This is a genomic window from Dictyobacter arantiisoli (assembly GCF_008326305.1).
Lineage (GTDB): Bacteria > Chloroflexota > Ktedonobacteria > Ktedonobacterales > Ktedonobacteraceae > Dictyobacter > Dictyobacter arantiisoli.
Window position 1 is genome coordinate 1 of the sequence record NZ_BIXY01000042.1, and the last position, 22,240, is coordinate 22,240.

Consider the following 22,240-nt stretch of genomic DNA (forward strand, 5'->3'; position numbering starts at 1 on the left):
AAACATGGAACGGAGTGTGTCAATGACAATTGACTGCAGTATTGAGGAGCCGTGTGAGGCGACAAGTCTCACGCACGGTTTTGAAGCCGAGCGGAGAGGGCGACCTCTTCGCTTAGGCAGCGCACTTTTTGAGCGACTCAAGGCGACGGGCTTGCCGGTCGAGTGTGGGTCGGGTGGTTTGACGAAATACAACCGAACCATCAGAGAACTGCCCAAAGCGCACTGGATCGATGCCGCCTGCGTGGCGAAAAGTACTCCTGATGCCTTAGACATCAAGAAGGTGAAACCCCTCTTGATCAAGGCGACAGGACACGGCAGACGCAAGATGTGTGTGACTGATACGTACGGGTTCCCAAAACAGCACAAAGAGCGCAAGGGGTCGTATTTGGGATACCGAACGGGGGATGTGGTCAAGGCCATCACTCCCAAAGGAACCTTTCAGGGACGGATTGCGATTCGTCATCGCCCTTCATTTCGTGTAGGGAAAGTTGATATTCACCCGAAATATATGCATCGTCTCCACAGGAGAGACGGGTATGAATACAGCAGAGAAAGAAGCGCGTGATGTTCCTCCCCATAGGTAAACCAAGGGGTACCCGCATCACGCAAATTTATAAGGTGGATTACAGACAAAGGAAGCTCGGTCTCTCATATGAGGGTCCGAGCTTCCTTTGTCCGTGTGTCTGAGTTGTGTCTGGATTTAGAGCGTGACCATTTTGACATTAAAGATATCGCCAGCCTGATTGATCTCGTCAATGGCCCAACCGGGAATGGGATTATCGACAGAGATAACCATCAGGGCGGATTCGCTGGCGCGCTGGGCGTCGTATGAGCGGGCTTTGCGTACGCTGGGTCCGACATCCATATGGCGGATATTCACCCCGGCTTTGCCCAGGACGGTGCCAACGATACCAATCATGCCTGGCTGGTCGATATTGCGGCAGAAGAGGATGGGACCTTCTGGCACAAACTCGGTCCAGTAAGGACCAACCTGGACGATCCGTGGCTCATCATGCATCACGGTACCGCTCAGCACGCTGATCTGATCCTCACTGGCAGCCTGATCCTCTCCCTCTGTAACGACGCGCAGGGTGACCTGATTAGCAAATTCGGCGGGTGTAGTTGATTTGCGCTCGACAATCTCGATGCCCCATTCTTTCGCCAGCACCTGGGCATTGATCATATTGACATGAGCTTCGGATACCGATTCCAGCAATCCTTTGACCAGAGCCGCTTGCAGGGGACGCAGGTCATAGCTGGCGATCTCACCGCTATAGGTCAACTCGATTTTATGCAGAGGCTCGGGTTGCAACTGGGTATAGATGCGACCCAATTTCTCAACCAGGGTCATATAGGGTTGCAAGATCTTGAGTGTCTCCGGCAGGATCAAAGGCGCATTGACAGCAGCTCGTGGGAAGCCGCCTCGAATGACAGAGACAACCTGGTCCGCGACATCGGTGGCGACGCCAACCTGTGCCTCTTCGGTTGAGGCACCCAGATGCGGTGTTGCAATGATCCGCTCATGGCTGACCAGGCGTTGCAATAACGCGTTATCGCGAATGGGTTCCTGACTAAATACATCCAGCGCGGCCCCTGCGATATGGCCCTCATCGAGGGCTTTCAGCAGAGCCTCTTCCTCGATCAAGCCACCGCGTGCGCAGTTGATTAAGCGTGCACCAGGCTTCATGATGCTCAGCTCATGCTCACCGATCAGGCCACGTGTCCCGTTAGGACCACTGGTCAGAGAGGTATGCAGGGTCACGAAATCCGCTTTACGTAGCACATCTTCCAGGCTCATCATCTCGACATTGGATTTGCGTGCTTGCTCGGGCGAGACAAAAGGATCAAACGCAATCGTCTGCATCTCCAGTCCCTGTGCACGTTTCGCGACATTCATGCCGACCTTCCCAAGGCCAATCACGCCCAATACCTTATTGCGTACCTCAATACCCAGGAAGCGGCTCTTCTCCCACTTATGGGCTTTCATGCTGGCATCGGCGGCTGGCACGTGGCGGGCCAGCGACATCAGCATCGCAATCGTATGTTCGGCGGCGGCGACAATATTGCCGGTAGGGGAATTCACCACAATAATACCCTGCCGTGTCGCGGCCCCGGTATCAATGTTATCAACGCCCACGCCTGCGCGCCCCACAATCTTCAGATTGGTCGCCTCAGCCAATACATCGGCGGTCACCTGGGTTTCGCTGCGCACAATTAAAGCCTGATACGCGCCAATAATCGCCTTCAGCTGTTCAGGTTTCAGTCCTGGACGCTCATCAATCTGAGCATCGGGCAATTGGGCGCGCAACAGATCAACGCCTTCATGCGCAATGCGATCAGTAATCAAAATCTTCACGGCCTCGACCGCTGGATCAACGTGCACTACCTCATCACGTACTTCTGCCATAGGATTCTCTCCTCTAGTTGTATGCATTATGCCTGGTAACCAAGCTCGTGAAGGCGTGTTTCAACGGCATCCATGGCCTGTTCCAGATCAGTTTGGGTGAAGTATCCCAGATGGCCCACACGGAACATTTTGCCCTTCATGTGATCCTGTCCATCAGCGAGAACGATTTGGTCTTCTTCACGTAGTTTCTTTAAGATGGCTTTGGTTTCGATACCTGCTGGCGTCCTGATCGCGGTAACCGTATTTGACGCATAGCGTGGATCGGTTGAGAGCAATTTTAATCCCATTGCCTGGGCGCGGCCACGAACATATTCTCCAGCCTTCACGTGGCGAGCAAAGATCTCCTCACGACCTTCGGCAATCATCATCTCCAGGGCCTCATCCAGGGCATAGAAGAGGGAGACGGGCGGAGTTGTGGGATGTTGCCAGGATGCCTCAAGGTTCTTACGGGTCGAGGACCAATCCCAGTAGAAACGTGGTAGTTTCGAGGTTTTATGGGCTTCCCAGGCGCGTTCGCTGGCGGCGATCATCATAATACCTGGAGGAATCATCCATCCTTTTTGTGAGCCGGTGAAGACCACGTCCAGATCCCAGGGGTCCATTTCCAGGGGCAGGCTGCTCAGCGAACTCACGGCATCCACCACGATCAGGGCATCGGGATTGGCGCGGCGCACAATCTCGGCTAGCGTTTTGACATCGTTGGTCACACCAGTTGATGTCTCGTTATGGGTGATTAAGACTCCGCGATAATCTGAGATCTCTTTCAGGCGAGACTCAACCACATTCGGGTCTGCCGCCTCGCCCCAGGCGAATTCGATCTTTGTCACATTTAAGCCAAAAGCAGTGGCAATTTTCGCCAGGCGAGTGCCGAAGTTGCCGATGATGATCGCGACAACATGGTCGCCGGGTGAAAAGACGTTGACCAGAGCACATTCCTGGCCACCGGTACCAGATGCGGGATAGGTGAGGACGGGGGATGTAGTCTGGAAAAAGTATTGGAGACGTGGTGTGACTCTCTTCATGATCGCGGAGAACTCAGGACCACGGTGATTGATCAGTGGGGCTGCCTGTGCGTCCAGGACTTGTTGAGGGACAGGGGTTGGACCTGGTACACGTAAGTTTTGCCTGGGGATAGGGACACGTGCCTCTACCTGAGGCAGAGGAATGGCCTTTTGTGCTTGAGTCGTCATTGCTTATATTACTCCATCTCTCTAGCTGTGAAGAATACCAACGCAAATGTAGATAATGTATGTTGGGCTTCATTGCAATGACATGCGGCGGGTAACTACGTTGTTATCCGCCGCAAGAAATTTTTGGTATTCTTTCCAAAGTATAGCATATATGCTGGAGTATCGGGTATCCGGCAAGATAGATATTTTATCTACTTCCCGCTCCCGACACAATGTAATTTGACAAAGTTTGTGCGTACCTCACTGGCGATTGGTAACCCGCCCATGATGACGACATTATCGCGTTTCTGCATCAAATTATCATCCAGTAAACGTTGTTCGACCACCGAAATCAGTTCATCGGTTGTCCCACTTAAAGGAATAGTGTGGGACGAGATACCCCACCAGAGTGCCAATCTGCGATAGACATGAATCGATGGTGTATAGGCAAAAATAGGAGTCAGCGGCCGATCTTTTGAGATGAGATGTGCCGAGAGACCCGAACGGGTAAAGACCACGATAGCTTTGACACTGGCTTCTTCAGCCAGAGCACGGGCTGCGTGACTGACGGCATGTTCCTGACTCAAGCGCTCGCAATGTGGCAGGATGGCTGTATTGCCATTCAGCTCGATCTCGCGTGCGATCCGGCCCATCATCGCTACCGCCTCAATCGGAAAGGCTCCCACCGATGTTTCTGCGCTCAGCATCACGGCATCCGTCCCATCCAAAACGGCGTTTGCGACGTCATTGACTTCAGCGCGGGTCGGGCGTGGATTGGTAATCATCGACTCAAGCATCTGCGTTGCAGTAATCACGGGCAAGCCCAGCTCATTACAGCGCGTAATAATATGCTTTTGAATCAACGGCACCTGTTCCGGGGCCATCTCGACGCCCAGATCGCCACGTGCCACCATCGCACCATCCACCACCGCTAGAATTTCGTCCAGATTCTGGACCGCCTCCGGCTTTTCCAGTTTCGCGATCAGTGGGATCGGTTCCTGTCTCCCACCGGTATGATATTCAGCCTGTAAGGCTTTAATATGTTCTTTTGCTTCAATGACATCTTTAGCGGCACGTACAAAGCTCAACGCCACATAGTCTACATCATTTGCCACGCCAAAGCGCAGATCCTCAAGATCTTTCTCCGTCAGAGAAGGCGCGCTCACATTCACGCCGGGCAAATTAATACCCTTATGTTGTTTCAGCAACCCGCCATTGATCACCAGACACTGCACATCGGTATCATTAAACTCCAGCACGCGCAGTTCCATCAGACCATCATCCAGCAGAATGCGGTCCCCAATTTTTACATCCTGGGGTAAATTCTGATATGTTGTTGGAATAAGTTGACTTGTTCCTGTGACTGTGCGTGTCGTAATGGTCACGGTCGAGCCATCCACCAGCGACACTGGCTGTTGCAGTGCGCCCACGCGGATCTTCGGCCCCTGTAAATCTTGTAAGATAGCGACCGGCATACCCAATCGCTCAGAAATTTTACGCACGCGTTCGATAACGGCCGCGTGTACATCATGGGCTCCGTGGGAAAAATTTAAGCGCGCTACATTCATGCCTGCTCGTATTAATTGTTCGAGCCGTTCTTCACTCTCGGTCGCGGGACCGATCGTGCAAACGATTTTTGTGCGACGCATATAATAAGCCCTCTTCAATTGCCTCATTAGCGGCTCCATCCCTTACTTTTTATTGCGCCATAGGACAACTCTGTCAGCGCATATTTGCAGTCGAAGTGTACCTCAAATGCTAGCAAGCAGCAAGCTCTAATGAACAGAAATGTACGGAATATAGAGCCTCAGCTCGCCTTTTATGTGCTCATCATCTATGTCTTTGCAGAGATATCTTCGTTTCTTCATAGCACATCATGGAACTAAAAACATCTAATATGACAAAATATATGAAATAAATCTCATGATGGGAAATGTAGGTGCGGCCCGAGGTCGCAACCGAGGTGCGTTTGCCCGTTCATCGTCCTATTCCCAACTCTCGAAGCCCCATATCCATTTGATCGATACATCTATGATGAAAGATGTGCAATGCCTACGTTTTTATTGATGGCTGTCTCTAATGGGTTTAAGGATTAGGTTGGCGCAATTGACATTTACGGTCTTGCGTGTTATCCTAATCACGCCGTAATTTAGGGGCACTATTATGTGCTATGCAAAAATGTGGCACTGCTAAAAATATAGCCCCCTTTGTGTGGGGCAGAGGTGGAATTAACAAAATATGGCTGTCAAAATTCGTTTAAAACGTACGGGCATGAAGAAAGCCCCAAGCTATCGTGTCGTGATTGCAGATGCTCGTTCTCCTCGTGATGGTCGCATCATTGAGAACATTGGCTGGTACAACCCACGCGTCGAGCCTTCCGCTATCCATATCGACGAAGAGAAAGCTCTTGGTTGGCTGAGAAATGGTGCGCAACCCACGGAGTCCGTTACTTCGCTCCTCAAACGCGCCGGTATCCTGGATCGTTTCACACAGGAAAAGGCTGCTGCTAAAGCTGCTCCTGCTGAACAGGCATAATACAGACAAGGCTTCATCGTATTCTTTCTGAAACCAAAAGTAAGGATACTCTATGCGGAAATTGATTGAGTATATAGCTCAGTCGCTGGTGGATGACCCTTCGGCTGTCCAGGTACGCGAAATACGCAATGACCGCAATGCGCTCGTGTTGGAATTGCATGTGGGGGCTGATGACTTTGGGAAAGTAATTGGTCGCCAGGGGCGTGTTGCTAAAGCTATGCGTACACTGATGCGTGCCGGTGGTACTCGTGAAGGTCGTCATACCTCACTTGAGATTCAATAACGTATTGCGATAAACCCACTCGCAAGACAGACCGTTGCTACATCGGGCAGGCCACTTACTTGATCTGAGTAAGCGTGCAGTCCTCTGCCGGTGCCGTGGCGGCCAATAAGAGAGCACGTGCACATGAAAAACACGACAGAATGGGCTACTATCGGCAAAATAGTGGCCCCTTTTGGTATACGCGGCGAGGTGAAGGTCTTCTCGTTGAGCGATGTACCTGATCGCTTCGCTTCTTTGAAGGCCATCTATCTGGCCCCTGATTACAAACGTTATACCATCCGAGCCGTACGCCCCCATAAAGGCGATATGTTGCTCCTGAAATTCGCGGGCGTTAATGATACCAATACTGCTGAGACACTGCGCGGTCGCGATGTCTGTATTCCTACCGAGCAACTGGCAACCCTCCCGCCCGACTCCTACTATCAGCACGATATCCTGGGCTTGCAAGTCTTACTGCTGAATAATCAAGAAGTTGGTGTTATCACCGACATCTGGACGACTGCTGGCAATGATGTCTATGTCCTCAAGAGTCCTACTGGGAAACAAGTTTTGATCCCTGCCATCAAAGATGTCATCAAACAGATTGACCTGATCCGTCGAGTGATGTATATTGATCCTATGAAGGGTTTATTGGATGATGACGCTGTAATAGACGATCCTAACGATAAATCCGAGCAAGAGGATGACGAGTAAACACAGGCAGATACCGGATCGAGAGGAGCGGCAAAACAGGCAAGGACGGATGGAGTGCTATCCTTCTCCTTGCCAGGCTGAAAAGTGAAACCCTACAGCGCTTCTCTTCGTGCTTAATTAGGAGGTCATCTCTCTTTATTTCATTCGTTGTTGAGTTGATTGTAGAACACGCCGCAGTTTATTTGTAGGGGAGGAGTCTTATGTCCGACTATGTCCCGACTCTTGCTGATGTTTGTAGTGCCATTGCTGAAGGACACCTGGCTGCCGCCTCTGATGGCGCGACCTATCAGGTGAACGCATTTGAATTGCGTCGCCATTTTAACAAACGTCGTTCTCTTCCTGCACACGCGCTCTTAGATAATATCCTCACCGTCGCCTATTCTGACTCCCGCGAAATCTCTCTCTTAGATCTCTGTAGCTTTGGCCGTTAAAGGCTTTTTTTTATGTGGAGCGTGTTTTTGTACCATGCGCGCATGGTACAAAAACACGCTCCACATATTGCTTAGAGAGAGGTAGGAGAGGAGTGCGAGATGTTGCGTTGCTGGAATGTGAACGCTTATAATACGATGTAAGAAATACTTACATGTCCTGCTAATGGGCGTCGATGTACGCGCATCTGGGCGGGACATGATGGAAAGGTATGATATGGAGCCACTTGATTCAGACTATGAAGTAGTTGTCCGTGAACCCAATCCCCGCGCGCGCTTTAACTGGCTATACGTTTTCCCTATTTTGGGTGGGGTCTGGTTGCTGTTCCTCTTGTCGGCGGCGATTTTCCAGATTCCGATTACCGGCGTGATCGATCCCATCATGGGCTTGATGTTGGTGATGTTCTTTGTGCTGGCTGGATTGCTGTTCTATGCGCTTGCTCCAAAGGCAGGCCGCTAGTCTTTCACACAGCCATTTCCCATTGTCAGAGGGAGATATCGAGCGTAGAGAGACCTATTTTCAGCGCGCTCCTCTATCTCCCTCTGCCATTCTTCTTTCTGCTTCCCCATCAAGGCGAGACCCACAGAAGACCTCATCCTTTACAGTGAGGACTGTATATTGTATCCCCTTTTGCCTCTTTCTATCAGATCAAATACTTTTCTCTTGACAAATTAGTAAGTCTGGCTTACAATATAGACAGGTAAGCTTACTAATTTATGATGAATTGTATCTTTCCTCTGAAAGGAAAGATACTAGAAGGAAGAAAACGATGGCTATTTATCGTCTTACACAGTACACACTAGACCCTGCTAAGCTTGAGGCTGCGAAAGATGTGATTAATGCGACAGTTGCTCAGACAAAGGATCGTGAGCCGGGAACTCTTCTCTATATAGCATTGCAAGAGCAAGGTCAGCCAACTAACCTGCTTCATTTTTCCGCGTATGCCAATGAGGCGGCCCTTGCCACGCATATCAAGGGAGAACCAATGGCGAGCCTGTTTCGGGATGTGTTGCATCCAGCGATGACCGTTCCGGTGAGCTTTTCACAATACACTGTGGTTGATGGCAAGCTGCCTCTGGTTGATACCCTGCCCATCGTTCGCCTGGCACGCTACGAAATCCGTCAGGATGCTCTGGAGGCGGCACAGGATGTGATCCGTACAACGGTTGCCCAGACGAAAGATCGCGAGCCTGAAACCCTGCTTTATATCGCGATGCAGCAGCAAGAGCGGCCCACCAGCTTTGTGCATGTTTCCGCCTATGCCGATGAAGCGGCTCTGGCTACACACATCAAGGGAGAACCAATGGCGAGCCTGTTTCGGGATGTGTTACATCCAGCCATGACCGTCCCGGCAACGTTCGTGCAATACAATGTGCTGGCCGCCAAACTACATCAATAAAAAGGAATGTAAGGTGTTCCCCCCATAGGCGCGAACAGAGCGGGATTGTGAAGGGTGCAACCCTTAACCTGGGGTCCGGGGCTGTGCCCCGGCCTCTTCCCTCCCTCACGCCGCCGCACGCGGCGGCGAAGAAAAGAAGGAAAAAGGTGTATATGATGAATTTTGATGAGCATGGGATTGAGGATCTCCATCTGATGCGACAGATCCATATCGGGCGTCTGTTGCAACAGGTGTATCGGCAGTTTAATCAGCAGGCGATTGCGATGCTTCAGGAGCGGGGGCATCAGGGTCTGACGCTGGCGCATATTCAGTTGCTTTCTCACCTCGATGTGGAGGGGAATCGCATTACGGTACTGGCTGAGCGCGCTGGTATAACCAAGCAGTCGATGGGTCAGTTAGTAACGGACCTTGAGGATCAGCGATATATCGAGCGCAAAGCTGATCCCTCTGATCGGCGGGCTTCGCTGGTCTTTTTTACTGATCGAGGCTGGGAATTTCTTCAGCATGCCTATGCGGTCTGGCGCGAGATTGAAGCTGACTATCAGTCGATCCTCGGGGAAGCGGAGATGCGCCAATTGCGCGCTTCGCTAGCGAAACTCTCTGTTCATTTCAAGGGTATCAGGACGTCATAATTGTTCTATTCTGACAAGGTTGTGTCAGATAACCTGTAACTCTGAAACCAATGCGCTATGTCAATTCGTGTTAGATGATGTCGTGACGGTATTATCGAAGATAGTATCCTGGCTGATCTGCCTGGTGGGTGTGGCTCGCAGGGATAAGGTGGATAAGATCTGCTTGCAGACAATGATAGATGTTTTGTTGCGATGCTTACAGTAATGATAGGTAGTTGATATTTCCTGCTTCCTGGATAGGACAGCCTGACCGCCTGTTTTGTGCTATTGCCGCATAAGAACATCCGGCCTCTATGAGCGGCTATCTGAGAAGGCGAGAAAGTATGAAAGCGCCAGGCTAACACACGAAGCGCATATAGTTAAGGAGTGTTATGACTACGACAGAAGTTACTTCACAGACACAACAATGGACAAATCTTGCGCAGCAGTTACGAGTAGACAGTATTCGCTGTACTACAGCAGCCGGTTCCGGCCATCCCACCTCCTCAATGTCAGCGGCTGATTTGATGTCGGTGCTGGTGTTGAGCCATCTCCACTATGATTTTAATGATCCGAAGAATCCTAACAATGATCATTTGATTTTCTCTAAAGGTCACGCCTCTCCCTTGCTTTATTCTATTTATAAAGCGGTGGGTGCCGTCTCGGATGAGGAGTTGTTGACACTCCGTAAGTTTGGTAGCCGTCTGGAAGGACATCCCACGCCTGAACTGCCCTGGGTGGATGTGGCAACTGGTTCGCTGGGCCAGGGCTTGCCAGATGGTGTGGGTATCGCAGCTTGCGGTAAGTATCTGGATAAGCTGCCGTATAAGGTCTGGGTGCTGATGGGGGATAGTGAGAGCGCGGAAGGTTCGATCTATGAGGCGTTCCATCTGGCACAACACTACAAGTTGAATAATCTGGTCGCGATTCTGGATTGTAATCGCCTGGGCCAGCGCGGCGAGACTGAACTGGGTTGGGATACCGAGGCGTATGCAGCTCGTGGTAAGGCGTTTGGCTGGAATACGATTGTGATCGATGGACATAACTATGATGAGATCGATCAGGCGTACCGTCAGGCTGCCGATACAACAGATCGCCCAACCTTTATTATCGCCAAAACCCTGAAAGGCAAAGGCGTTTCGCTGGTAGAGAATAAGGATGGTTGGCATGGGAAGGCCTTGAGTCCTGAGCAGGCCGAAGAAGCCATCAAAGAGTTGAATCCGCAGGTACGCAGTATGGTCTTCCCGGTTCAGCAGCCTGCTGCTGGTAAGGTCGCTCCCGAGCCTCCTGCCAGGCCACTTGAACTACCTCGTTATGAGTTAAACACTAAGGAAGCGACCCGTAAAGCTTATGGTGATGCCCTGCTGGCCCTGGGTGCTGCGAATCCTGATGTGGTGGCGATGGATGGCGAGGTCAGCAACTCGACCTATGCCAATGAATTCGCCAAGGCTTATCCCGAGCGTTACTTTGAGCAGTATATTGCGGAGCAGCAGATGGTCGCCTTTGCCATCGGAATGCAGGTGCGTGGCAAAATTACCTTTGCCTCTACCTTTGCCGCCTTCTTCTCACGTGCCTATGATTTTATTCGTATGGCAGCCATCTCACGCGCCAATATTCGCCTCTCAGGTTCCCATGCTGGCGTCTCGATTGGCGAAGATGGACCCTCGCAAATGGCACTTGAGGATCTGGCAATGATGCGTGCCGTATACGATAGCACCGTACTCTATCCCAGCGATCCCAATCAGACCGCCCAGTTAGTCGCTGAGATGGCCGAGCATAGTGGTATCTTATATATTCGCACCACGCGTGAAAAGACACCCGTCATCTATAGTCCCGACGAAAAATTCTCCATTGGTGGCAGTAAAGTAGTCCGCCAATCCGACAAGGATAAAGCGACAGTTGTCGCTGCAGGAATTACCCTGCACGAAGCGCTGTCTGCCTATGAGCAACTCAAGGGCGAAGGCATCAACATCCGCGTCATCGACGCCTACTCGATCAAACCCATCGATGAAGAGACATTGTTTGCAGCTGCGCAAGAGGCTGGCGGCAAGATCATCACCGTCGAGGATCACTGGCCCGAAGGTGGATTAGGAGAAGCCGTCCTGGAAGCCTTCACCCAGATCGATGCACCCTTGCCACAGGTTGTCAAGCTGGCAGTTGAGTCCATGCCCACATCCGGCACCTCAGCCCAACTGCTTGAAGCCGCCGGTATTAGTGCCCATCATATCGTCGAAGCCGTCAAAGCACTCGTCAAATCATCCAGGTAAGCTAAGCAGGATTGCCAGAGGTGGCAAGCCCCTGACCGGAGTTGGGGGTGTTCCCCCCTTAGGTGCGAATAGAAGCGGGATTGTTAAGGGTTGCACCCTTAACCTGGGGTCCGGGGCTGTGCCCCGGTCTCTCACCTCCCTCTCGCCGCCGCGTGCGGCGGCGAAGAAAAGAAGAAAAAAAGGTATTTGGGGACACCCCAAACCCCGGCAAAGGGCTGGCCGCCCTTTGCAATCCCGCCTGAAAAGCCTTACGTTCGCACCTATGAGGCGGCATTTGGGGCGTTCCTCAAAAACATCATCATTTTTTGTTCGCGGGCACAGGCGACAGACAAAAGGCTCATCACTCTATCTGAGGGGTGGGCCTTTTGTCTGTTCAAAATCTCGTTTAAAATCTCTAAATATCAGGATTGAAACTGAACCGTGCGTTATTGCGTATCTCCATGAGAAATGCATATTAACATTGTGTTAAATTGAGCATGAAAACGTATGCTATCATGAAGGGGTTACGCTATGTCACATAAGAAAGCATCGTTCCTGATTAATCCCAGGACGGGAGAGAATACCGCTAAATTACAAGAGATTCTGGCGGTCCTTTATGCCGGTGGTTGGAAAACCGAGGTGGCTTTGAAAGAATATGGGAAGCATGTGATGGCGATGGCGGCGCAGGCGGCGGAAGAAAAGAAGAATCTGGTGATTGCCTATGGCGGGGATGGTACGCTGAATCAGGTGGTGAACGGAGTAATGAGTGTGAAGGGAAAACGTCCCACGGTCGGCTTGATCCCGGGTGGGACTGCGAATGTCTGGGCGGGCGAAGTGGGCATTCCCAATGATCCTGTCAAGGCAGCCTTAACATTGATCGATAGCGATGTGCGTACGGTGGATGTGGTACGTATCGCCATTCATGCCATCCAATTTCCTGGTCAGGAGCAGCCAGTTGAGATTGCGAAGGCAGGCAAAAAGGCTGCGCTTACCAGCAGCAAAGTTCGCCATCATTTCCTGCTGATGGCCGGTATTGGTCTGGATGCTGCAGTCATGGGCGGCGTTTCCAAGCCTTTAAAATATAACATTGGACCTTTCGCGGTTGGTGCTGCGGCCGTCAAAGAACTTCCCAGGCAGCATGCGTTCCCGATTGAGATCCAGGCTGGTGAGCAGGATGCCTCTCTCTGGAAAGGTGAGGCCTTACAGGTGGTGCTGGGCAATACACGACGCTATGCCAGGGTCGAGCGCATCACGCCCGATGCGTATGTGGATGATGGTCAGGTAGATGTCTGTGTGATCACTGCCGGTACACCTCTCTCCACCATCCAACAACTCTCCTCGCTTCTGCTCCGCCAGAAGCCGGACAATACCACGACGGAATACTTCAAGGGCGCGCATTTACGTATCAAGGTTCCCGCCAGTGCCCCATTGCAGGTGGATGGCAGTGCGGTGAAGCTCAAAGATTATCTTAGTGCCCAGGATTATAAAAAGATCGAGCATTTAGATAAAGAGGGGCTCGATCAGGTTTTCATCACCTATCAGATCGACACACTACCTGAGGCTCTGCCCGTGGCTATTCCCAGGACGTATAGCGATGAGTTATTCCAGCACGATCCCAATCGCCATGAGGATAAAGGGGCGGATGAGCATGACGCAACAGAAACACCCGGCCAGCGTTTACACCATGGTTTATTCCAGCGTTCACACCAGACAGACGATAATGTGTCTGCAACATCTTCGCAGCAACATACGGTAGCCGTCGAGTCACTACCAGCATCCGAGCTACATAGCGAAAATGGTTCCGAAAAAGATCAGAAGCATGAAGAAGAGATTCGTCAGACATTACCCGATATGCTGGATGCATTAGTGCAAGATGGTAAAAAAGTCACTGTCACCGGCAAGGTGCCCAATCCCCGGCTGCCAGGTACCTATGTCATCGCGGGAACGATTCGCAAGACCACGGACGAAATCGCGCCGGTCGCGATTGTTGTCAACAATAAAACGACGGTCTTTACCCGCGAAGGCCATCACGTTGCTGATATCCCCAGTGCTATCGAAGAACTGGCTGAAGGGGTAGAGTTGACCGTTGAAGGTAAACGCAGCAAGCATAGCGTCATTCAGGCCAAACGCCTTGTCCTTGCATGATTCTGATGCTCGCCTGTAGGCAGGGCTGGTTTATGTTCATGAGTTATCCCGAATTTTTCGAGCGGATGTTCGATCCACTTCAATCCGCTCTACAAGCGGGGTTGCAAGGGGCAGCGAGCCCCTTGCCGGGGTGTGGGTATCCCCCAATACGGTTCAACTAATCGGCTGCGGCCTTGGCACGCACCTACATCGCTGCCCGACGCTCTATCCTCTCCCCTGCGGTACGAATTCCCCTCCCTTTTTGTTTATCAATGGCTTATTTGAACCGTATTGGGGGATACCCACACCCCGGCAGAAGGCTTCGCCCTCTGCACTCCCATTGCAAGGCTCCCAGTGTGGGGAAAAACCCATCACTATGGGTCGGGGCAATTATGAGTGGGTCCCTACTGAACCTATAGCGTTGCCTATTAATTTACTCAGGGCATCATTGGTGAGTGAGGTTGAGGTTAATCCTACGCCTAGCGTGGCGAGTGTTTGTCCTATATTTTGTCCATAGTTTGCCCAGGACTTGATAGCTTGCTCCATACTTCTAAATTTACCGGTGATCAGATCCTGATAAAAGCGGTGATGAATAAAGTCACGCACACCTTGTTGGATGGCATTGGCTGTCTCTACATTGTCATTATGGAACGCTACTTTGTCCCGTAAGAGATCCTGGGATTGTCTTTGTAAATTATTGATGTGCTCGTTGATCCGATCTGCCTGTGTCATGGGGTCATGTTCTAGTTGGACGAGGGTTTCGTAGAGCTTATTATGTAAAACCATGCAACGCTCTTCATCCCTACGGATATTTGCCAGACGCTCCGCATGAATAGGATCGTTCATCTTGCTTTTGAATACTTCGATGGCGATATTTCTTCCCATATCTTTTACCAGATAAAGATCTTGTTTATTTTCGGCTTCGCGCAGATAGGCTTCTTCGTGTGGTTCAATCTTTTTCATGGATAGCTTTTGTTGCAGTTCTGGCAGGCTTTGTCGTGGCGTCTGGATGACAAATTTTAGATACTCGGCCGTTTTTTTATTTCTTTTTGCATGCTGTAGAGCAAAAGTTGGTCTTGACATCAATTGCTGGGCAACATCCTGTGCCCGCAGTATCGTTGCATCACTGAGGTGACCAACATAAATTTGTTTCTCTACATTTTCTGTTGTTTCAATGGCGGTCGTATTACGTGCGTCCCATCTTGTCGTCGTGTCTGCATATTGGGTATCCAGCGTCACTTTTCTGGTTGCCAGGGTTGTGTCATCGAGGTGGTGCTCAGCGCTGTATGTATGCCCGAGGTCCTTATCAAAAAGTGGAATCTTATCTGGTTGTGGGGCTTGTGTTTCCATATAATGGCTATTGAGACTCTGGAAGAATGTTTTTTCATCACCATTCATCCAATAGTTCTGGCCCTTTTTGACATTGTCGATGTTTTTCTGCAAATTATCATTGGTGATTTGTCTTCTTTCCAACCAGGCAGCAATTCTTTCAAAATTGGTAGTAATGCTCTGTTGATAGACTTCTTTGTTCGCCACATCCACAAATACATCCTCGAGATGCGCTATCTCGGTCGAACGAATATCAGAGACGGCCTTTAAATTTTCCTCTAACACGCGATAATCTTTTTCCAGACTTACAATGTTATTTTCTACCCTGCTGATACGGCTTTTTAGTTCTTCTGTGTCTGGAGTGCGACTAAATTTATCTCTTGCGTAGAGATCTGTAAGTCTTGTTAACTCTGTCCTTGCGTCCGTTATTTCCTGTTGGATATTTTCACATCTTTGCTTGATGCTTTCTATGGCTTTATCGGCTTTATTGATGGTGAGGGTGGCAATTTCTTTGAGGTAATCGCCTGCCAGGGCTCGATCCAGCCGTTCAGGTAATTGTCTTTTTGTTTCACGTGTCTCCATCGGGCGATAGAGTTTGGCTTTCGCTTTTGCGTCGTCGCGTTGCTTCTCTGTTAGCTCACGTAGCGCAGTTAGTTCTGCTTCAGGAAATGCCCCTCTGTCTAATTGAGCAGTAAGCCTGGCGTCGATGTCAACTGTAGGACCAGATGTGCGGTCATTAAATCTACTTGCACTTGGAAGATCTCTGAAGCCTGGAAATCTCAATGAACACCTCCTGAGCTAAAATCGACAGTTTTTTATTGCCTGGTTGCTTTTTTGTATAAAGCGAGAGCATGTCTTGTTCTCGAGTGGTGATGGTGTATAAATTGCTCTGGTTTTGCCTGGCAAGCATGCCCAGAGGATAGGTTTTCTCTGGTAGTATCAGCTTAAAAGATATGTTCTTTCCAGAAAAAATAAGCATGCCCGGTATTCTGAAGCAACTCTGACTTCATGATACTGTGATGCCTGGCCTGTGCAAGCATTTCGTCGGTGAACTGAGGTTATAGTAAGTATGGGATATTTCTGTGAAGAAAAATAGTCGGGAATAGGGACAATTTAGCCCTGTTGAGTTGTCGGAAGCGCCAGGAGCTAAATTGTAGTTAATTTGTACATTGTCAAACTTGCCATGCTGGGAGAGCACGGCAAACAGAGATTAGACTTTGTACTTGGCTCCGAGCTGAGTGATCCAGTTGCTTTGCTTTTCTGAGGGGGCAAAGGTGTTCTTTTGCATCCGTTTCGCCATGTCTTCGATAAACTGACGTTCTTGCTGGCTGACGCGTCCGCTATTCACATCGATGGCTGCGAAAAAGATATTGAGGTTATTGACTTGCAGGCGCAGTTTCGACATCTGTCCTGGCGCGCTTCCGCTACGGGCTTCGGGTGCCTGAGAGACTTGCCATTTGTCGAAGGCTGAACGATTGCCATTCCAGGCTCCCAATCCGGCGAGATAGTCGGCGCGTTCATTATGGCGCTGGCCGGCATGTCCCTGCACCCAGATGAAGTGGGGTGGTGTTTTCCTATAGCTTAGCATCTTGCGATAAATGGCCCACAGGTCGGGATTGGCCTTCATCTGATATTTGCCGGTGGCAACCTTGATGGTGTATTCGCTATCGCTATAAATGGTGAGTGGCAGAGCGGGCGGTGCGATGGAGAGAACGGCCAGAACAGCTGAGATTTCGGCCCGGTTGTTGGTGGTGGTTTTGGCCTTAGGAATATGCCCATAAGCTTCGAGGCAAGCAGCATGTTCTGGAATCGTCTCACCTGTCGCATCGGCGGCGGCCCAGTGGAGAGCGCTCCAACCGGCGGGTCCACCAGGATTTTTCAGACAGGCTCCATCGGTATAGGCAATCACGCCTTGTTGATTTAAATTTGGGAGCGCGGCGCGGATATTGAGATCGGGCGCGACACCAAGGATAGAGTTCCATTCTAATGATTCAGGGATTTCGCTCACCACAGACACCTTTCTATTCTGCCTGGGAGATACCATCATCTATCCTCTCAGGCCAGTTTCAGTATAACGCTTTATGCCCTACCTGTCGACACCTCTAGCCACATTGTGGCCTTCGGCGGTAGCCAGAAGCCCCGTAGCGGCCACCGTTCTACGGTGGAGTCGTACCGGAACCTCGCCCGAAGACGCCAGAGAGCGATGGAGGCGCAGGTAACGGGGTTGGGTCATAGCACGGTGCGCATTGGTCGTTTAATTCCCCCGTAGAACGAGGGCCGCTACGTTGGCGCTGCGCGCTTTCCCGCATTACTGGGAATCGGTGTACGGTTCTTGTTCCTGAGAATTGTATGCCTTGTATAGGCATACAGGGGTATTCGCATGAATGAAAAAGATGATAAAATTGTCTTGTTTGTAGCCTCATTGTAAGTAAGGATAATAAGAAAAAAGAGTAGGTTGGTGTAGATAGTGGATACAATACAGGTTGCACGTCTCTGTGCTCTGGGTGGTTTAGGCGAGCCTACTGAGCAGCCTCAGGCGGTTAGTGGTGGTTTGTTGCATCGTATGTGGAAGATCACAACATCCCGGGGACGCTTTGCGGTAAAAGAATTGCATGCAGAGATTATGCGTAAGCCGGGTATCCAGGATGCGTATCGTCTCTCCGAGCAGATTGCCGCCGCTCTGGCTGCTGAGGGTATTCCTGCCGTTGCGGCTCTGCCAGATAAGCAAGGGGATGTGCTATACTCTCTCGATCAGTTGTCGCTTCTGGTCTATCCATGGGTGGATGGCGTGACATTGCCTGTATCCTCGATAGATCCAGAGCGTGCCCGTCAGATGGGTATCATTCTGGCCCGTATCCATGCGCTGCACCTTGACATTTCCTCCTTTGAACCATTGGAGTGGGGACATTTTAATGATGAGGATTGGGATGCATTGACCTTCCAGGCATCCGAGCTAGAGCTTCCCTGGACCTATCGCGTGCGTTCAGCTCTGCCTCATTTGTTGCAGTGGACCAGGAATTATGAGCAGGCAGGTCTGTCTCTGGGACAACGGGTGGTGGTGAGTCATCGGGATCTGGATCAAAAGAATGTGCTCTGGCAAGATGCCACAACTCCCTGGTTGATCGATTGGGAGGCCGCTGGCTTGATTAATCCAACCATGGAATTAATGAGTGTGGCGTTGTACTGGAGTGGCATTGTGGCTGGTACGCCGGATGAGACTGCTTTTTCGGCGGTGCTGGATGACTATGTGGAGGCGGGAGGAGTGATTGAGGATGCGGGTCAGGATGCTGTCTATGGTTTTATGGGCACCTGGCTGGGATGGCTGCTTTTTAATATGCGTCGCTCCCTCGGCGAGTCCGTGGTGAGCGTGGAAGAACAAGAACTGGGTATTCGTGAGACATTGAGTACGCTGGCTATTTTACAGGCTTTAGAGACCCATGGCGCGACCTGGGCAGCTCTGGTGGATGCTCGACGCTAACCGCCAACTCTTTGCCAGAGATGCGTGCAACGATGCATCATCGATACCTCTTAAAGAGGATAAAGTTTCATGACCACGATAACATCGCGTACCGCCTCGGATGATGGCACACAGCCGTCTGAGAACGCGGCCCTACCCCGCAATCCGGGTATGCCGCTCGATATGGGCTGGGTCAACCGCGTCCATAGCAATCGTAGTGCGATTGAGCGGCGTGCGGCCGCTCTGCCTGCTCGCCGAACGGTCAAAAAAGAATGGCAGGCGGCCTGGCTGTTGCGAGCGATTACCTGTATCGATCTGACCACCCTGGCAGGCGATGATACGCCGGGCAATGTGCGCCGTCTCTGTGCCAAGGCACGTCAGCCTGTGCGCCAGGAGATCCTGGATGCTCTGGGCTTTGAGCAGCTCACGGTTGGCGCGGTCTGTGTCTATCATCAATTTGTCGCTACCTCGGTTGAGGCGTTACAGGGGACCTTGATTCCTGTGGCCGCTGTTTCGACCGGCTTCCCGGCTGGCCTGAATGCGTTTGAGCAGAAGTTGCAAGAAATTACCGCCTCTGTCAAGGCAGGTGCCCGTGAGATCGATATCGTGATTTCGCGCCAGCATGTTCTGACCGGTAACTGGCAGGAGCTGTATGCGGAGGTGCAGGCCTATCGTGCGGCCTGTGGTGAGGCGCATCTGAAGACCATCCTGGCGACCCATGAACTGGCGACGTTGCGCAATGTCGGGATGGCGAGTCTGGTCTGTATGATGGCCGGTGCCGATTTTATCAAGACTTCAACGGGCAAAGAGCCGGTGAATGCGACCCTACCAGTAGGTCTGGTGATGGTGCGCGCAGTACGCGATTATTATGAGCAGACCGGCTACAAGGTTGGTTTTAAGCCCGCCGGTGGTATCCGTACCGCCAAAGCGTCGTTGGATTGGTTGGCGTTGATCAAAGAGGAGTTGGGTAACGAGTGGCTGAATAATCATCTATTCCGCTTTGGTGCCAGCGGTCTGCTTTCAGATATCGAGCGCCAACTGGCTCACTTTGTGACGGGGCAGTATGCCGCCGCGTACGAAAATCCTTTGGTCTAGTTGAGGAGCTGCAAGATGAGTGTGATGGACATTTTTGAAACGATGGAGTATGGTCCGGCCCCGGAAGCGTCTTCGCTGGCCTTGAACTGGATTCAAGCGCGGCAGCCGTTCCAGTTATTTATCAACAATCAATGGGTCAAGCCGCTGCAAGAACAGTATTTTGAGAGCAGTAATCCTGCGACCAGCAAGGCTCTGACACAGATTGCCTCGGCCGATGCGGCTGATGTGGATGCCGCTGTGGCGGCGGCGCGGCAGGCTTTTCCTTCCTGGAGTAAGACGCCAGGACATGGACGGGCGCGCTATATGTATGCGCTCGCCCGTCACATTCAGAAGCATGCTCGCCTGCTGGCAGTGCTGGAGTCACTGGATAATGGCAAGACGATCCGCGAGACTCGCGATATCGATATTCCTCTGGTGGCGCGCCACTTTTACTATCATGCGGGCTGGGCGCAATTGATGGAGAGTGAACTGGCGGATTACCAACCTGTCGGCGTTGTGGGACAGATCATTCCCTGGAATTTCCCACTCCTGATGTTGGCCTGGAAGATTGCTCCCGCGCTTGCAATGGGCAATACTGTTGTCCTGAAGCCTGCCCGCTATACCTCTCTCTCGGCGCTCAAGTTCGCTGAAATTGTTCAGGAGGTGGGCCTGCCGGCTGGTGTGATCAATATCGTGACTGGCGAGGCGAGCAAGGCTGGAGACGCGCTGGTCAAGCATCCCGATGTCAATAAGATCGCCTTTACCGGCTCGACGGATGTGGGTCGGAGCATTCGCCGTACAACTGCGGGCTCTGGTAAAAAGCTCTCGCTGGAACTGGGCGGCAAATCTCCCTTTATTGTTTTTGACGATGCCGATCTCGATAGTGTCGTTGAAGGCGTCGTCGATGCCATCTGGTTCAATCAAGGACAGGTCTGTTGTGCCGGTTCACGCCTGCTGGTCCAGGAGAATATCACTGATCGTTTGCTGAGCAAGCTACGTGCACGCATGGAGAATCTGCGCATCGGTGATCCTCTGGATAAGACGATGGATATTGGCGCGCTGATCTCGCCAGCTCAGCGGGATGAGATCGCGCATCTGGTGGCTCAAGGGATAGCCGAGGGTGCTGAGGCGTGGCAACCGTCATCCATCTGTCCTGCGAGTGGTTCATTCTTTCCGCCGACGCTTTTAACCAATGTTTCCCCGGCCTCCACGCTGGCGCAGATTGAAATCTTTGGCCCTGTGCTGGTCGCGATGACCTTTCGCACGCCCGCCGAAGCGATTGAGCTTGCCAACAATACCCGTTATGGCCTGGCTGCCAGTATCTGGAGCGATAACATCAATCTGGCACTCGATATCGCGCCAAAGGTCAAAGCTGGCAGTGTCTGGATAAACTGTACCAATCTCTTTGATGCCTCCTGTGGTTTCGGTGGCTATCGTGAGAGCGGCTATGGTCGTGAGGGCGGAAAAGAAGGGCTCTACGAGTATCTCAAACCTGCATGGCAATCTAACACTGCAAAGGCATCTCTGAAGGCTGACAACGCACAAGAAGAGGCGATGGACGTACAGGATGTTTCAATCCTTAATGAGATACAGGAGGCGACAACCGAAGCACTGCCTGCGATTGATCGGACCCCCAAGTTATTCATTGACGGTAAGCAGGCACGTCCCGACTCGGGCTATAGCCTGACGATAACCTCTGTGGATGGTCGTGTGCTGGGGGAAGTTGGAGAAGGAAATCGGAAAGATATCCGTAACGCGGTCGAGGCGGCGCATAAGGCCAGCGCCTGGGCCACGGGGAGCGCGCATAATCGTGCCCAGATCCTCTTTTATCTGGCTGAGAACCTGGCGGCCCGCGAAGTCGAGTTTGCGCACAGAATCGTCGCGCAGACAGGACGTAGCTACGCGGATGCGTTTCATGAAGTGCAGGTCAGCCTCTCGCGCCTCTTCAGCTATGCCGCCTGGACTGATAAGTACGAAGGAAGTGTGCATCGTCCGCCGCTGCGGGGTGTGACGCTGGCCCTCAAAGAAGCCATCGGCGTGATCGGCATTGCCTGTCCAGATGAATATCCATTGCTTGGCTTTCTCTCGCTGGTCGCGCCAGCTATCGCCATGGGAAATACCGTCGTGGTTCTGCCATCTCCTGGCGCACCTCTGAGCGCCACCGACTGCTATCAGCTCTTCGAGACCTCGGATATCCCGGCGGGCGTGATCAATATTGTCACTGGAGATCGGGAGAGCCTGAGTCAGATCCTGGCGGAGCATCATGATGTGAATGCTGTCTGGTACTTCGGCTCGGCGGCAGGCTCGAAGTCTATTGAACTGGCCTCAAGCAGCAACATGAAGCGCACCTGGGTCAACTATGGACACGCCCGCCACTGGTTGGATCGTGTGCAGGGCGAAGGGGAAGAATTCCTGCGCGAAGCCACGCAGGTCAAAAATATCTGGGTTCCATTTGGCGAATAGCCCTGACCATCCTGATCAAAC

At 51.6% G+C, this 22,240-nt stretch carries 17 protein-coding genes and 1 pseudogene; 13 read left to right on the forward strand and 5 right to left on the reverse strand.

Going from position 1 to position 22,240, the window contains the following annotated elements:
• Positions 1–121: 121 nt before the first annotated feature.
• Positions 122–584 (forward strand): annotated as a pseudogene (locus F1593_RS14675) (RNA-guided endonuclease IscB); the annotation flags it as partial.
• Between the two features lie 116 nt (positions 585–700).
• On the opposite strand, the gene serA reads toward F1593_RS14675, so the two are convergent.
• From serA to pyk, 3 genes are all read right to left on the reverse strand, one after another.
• Complete coding sequence (gene serA / locus F1593_RS14680; RefSeq protein ID WP_172632129.1) at positions 701–2,407, reverse strand: phosphoglycerate dehydrogenase; 1,707 nt, start codon at positions 2,405–2,407, stop codon at positions 701–703.
• 26 nt (positions 2,408–2,433) lie between these two features.
• A complete protein-coding gene (locus tag F1593_RS14685) occupies positions 2,434–3,597 on the reverse strand; it encodes a pyridoxal-phosphate-dependent aminotransferase family protein (RefSeq protein ID WP_149402315.1) in 1,164 nt (387 codons plus the stop codon).
• Between the two features lie 191 nt (positions 3,598–3,788).
• Positions 3,789–5,225 carry a pyruvate kinase gene (pyk, locus tag F1593_RS14690; protein WP_149402316.1) on the reverse strand — a complete coding sequence of 479 codons (1,437 nt, stop codon included), beginning with the start codon at positions 5,223–5,225 and terminating at the stop codon, positions 3,789–3,791.
• A gap of 589 nt (positions 5,226–5,814) precedes the next feature.
• Here pyk and rpsP point away from each other — a divergent pair.
• The 9 genes from rpsP (at position 5,815) to F1593_RS14735 (ending at position 13,917) form a co-directional block, all read left to right on the forward strand.
• Positions 5,815–6,111: a 30S ribosomal protein S16 gene (gene rpsP, locus F1593_RS14695; protein ID WP_149402317.1), complete on the forward strand. Its 297-nt coding sequence runs from the start codon at positions 5,815–5,817 to the stop codon at positions 6,109–6,111.
• Positions 6,112–6,163: 52 nt separating this feature from the next.
• Positions 6,164–6,394 (forward strand): KH domain-containing protein, encoded by a 231-nt coding sequence (locus F1593_RS14700; RefSeq protein WP_149402318.1) that lies wholly within the window; start codon positions 6,164–6,166, stop codon positions 6,392–6,394.
• Between the two features lie 123 nt (positions 6,395–6,517).
• A complete protein-coding gene (gene rimM / locus F1593_RS14705; RefSeq protein WP_149402319.1) occupies positions 6,518–7,087 on the forward strand; it encodes a ribosome maturation factor RimM in 570 nt (189 codons plus the stop codon).
• 200 nt (positions 7,088–7,287) lie between these two features.
• Positions 7,288–7,518, forward strand: coding sequence for a hypothetical protein (locus tag F1593_RS14710; protein WP_149402320.1), 231 nt, complete (start codon positions 7,288–7,290; stop codon positions 7,516–7,518).
• A gap of 214 nt (positions 7,519–7,732) precedes the next feature.
• Complete coding sequence (locus tag F1593_RS14715) at positions 7,733–7,975, forward strand: hypothetical protein (RefSeq protein WP_149402321.1); 243 nt, start codon at positions 7,733–7,735, stop codon at positions 7,973–7,975.
• A 310-nt stretch (positions 7,976–8,285) separates the two neighbouring features.
• Positions 8,286–8,915, forward strand: coding sequence for a putative quinol monooxygenase (locus F1593_RS14720; RefSeq protein WP_149402322.1), 630 nt, complete (start codon positions 8,286–8,288; stop codon positions 8,913–8,915).
• Positions 8,916–9,067: 152 nt separating this feature from the next.
• Positions 9,068–9,547 carry a MarR family winged helix-turn-helix transcriptional regulator gene (locus tag F1593_RS14725; RefSeq protein WP_149402323.1) on the forward strand — a complete coding sequence of 160 codons (480 nt, stop codon included), beginning with the start codon at positions 9,068–9,070 and terminating at the stop codon, positions 9,545–9,547.
• Between the two features lie 371 nt (positions 9,548–9,918).
• Positions 9,919–11,793 (forward strand): transketolase, encoded by a 1,875-nt coding sequence (locus F1593_RS14730; RefSeq protein WP_149402324.1) that lies wholly within the window; start codon positions 9,919–9,921, stop codon positions 11,791–11,793.
• A 510-nt stretch (positions 11,794–12,303) separates the two neighbouring features.
• Positions 12,304–13,917, forward strand: a complete 1,614-nt coding sequence (locus tag F1593_RS14735; RefSeq protein ID WP_149402325.1) for a diacylglycerol/lipid kinase family protein — start codon at positions 12,304–12,306, stop codon at positions 13,915–13,917.
• A 369-nt stretch (positions 13,918–14,286) separates the two neighbouring features.
• On the opposite strand, the gene F1593_RS14740 is transcribed toward F1593_RS14735, so the two are convergent.
• Positions 14,287–16,008, reverse strand: coding sequence for a hypothetical protein (locus F1593_RS14740; RefSeq protein ID WP_149402326.1), 1,722 nt, complete (start codon positions 16,006–16,008; stop codon positions 14,287–14,289).
• 427 nt (positions 16,009–16,435) lie between these two features.
• A complete protein-coding gene (locus F1593_RS14745) occupies positions 16,436–17,233 on the reverse strand; it encodes a ribonuclease HI (protein ID WP_172632130.1) in 798 nt (265 codons plus the stop codon).
• Positions 17,234–17,692: 459 nt separating this feature from the next.
• Here F1593_RS14745 and F1593_RS14750 point away from each other — a divergent pair, with 459 nt between their 5' ends.
• The 3 genes from F1593_RS14750 (at position 17,693) to F1593_RS14760 (ending at position 22,219) form a co-directional block, all read left to right on the forward strand.
• Positions 17,693–18,703 (forward strand): phosphotransferase, encoded by a 1,011-nt coding sequence (locus tag F1593_RS14750; protein WP_149402328.1) that lies wholly within the window; start codon positions 17,693–17,695, stop codon positions 18,701–18,703.
• A 69-nt stretch (positions 18,704–18,772) separates the two neighbouring features.
• On the forward strand, positions 18,773–19,777 hold the full coding sequence (gene deoC / locus F1593_RS14755) for a deoxyribose-phosphate aldolase (RefSeq protein WP_149402329.1): 1,005 nt from the start codon (positions 18,773–18,775) through the stop codon (positions 19,775–19,777).
• Between the two features lie 15 nt (positions 19,778–19,792).
• Positions 19,793–22,219: an aldehyde dehydrogenase family protein gene (locus F1593_RS14760; protein ID WP_149402330.1), complete on the forward strand. Its 2,427-nt coding sequence runs from the start codon at positions 19,793–19,795 to the stop codon at positions 22,217–22,219.
• The last annotated feature ends 21 nt before the right edge of the window (positions 22,220–22,240 follow it).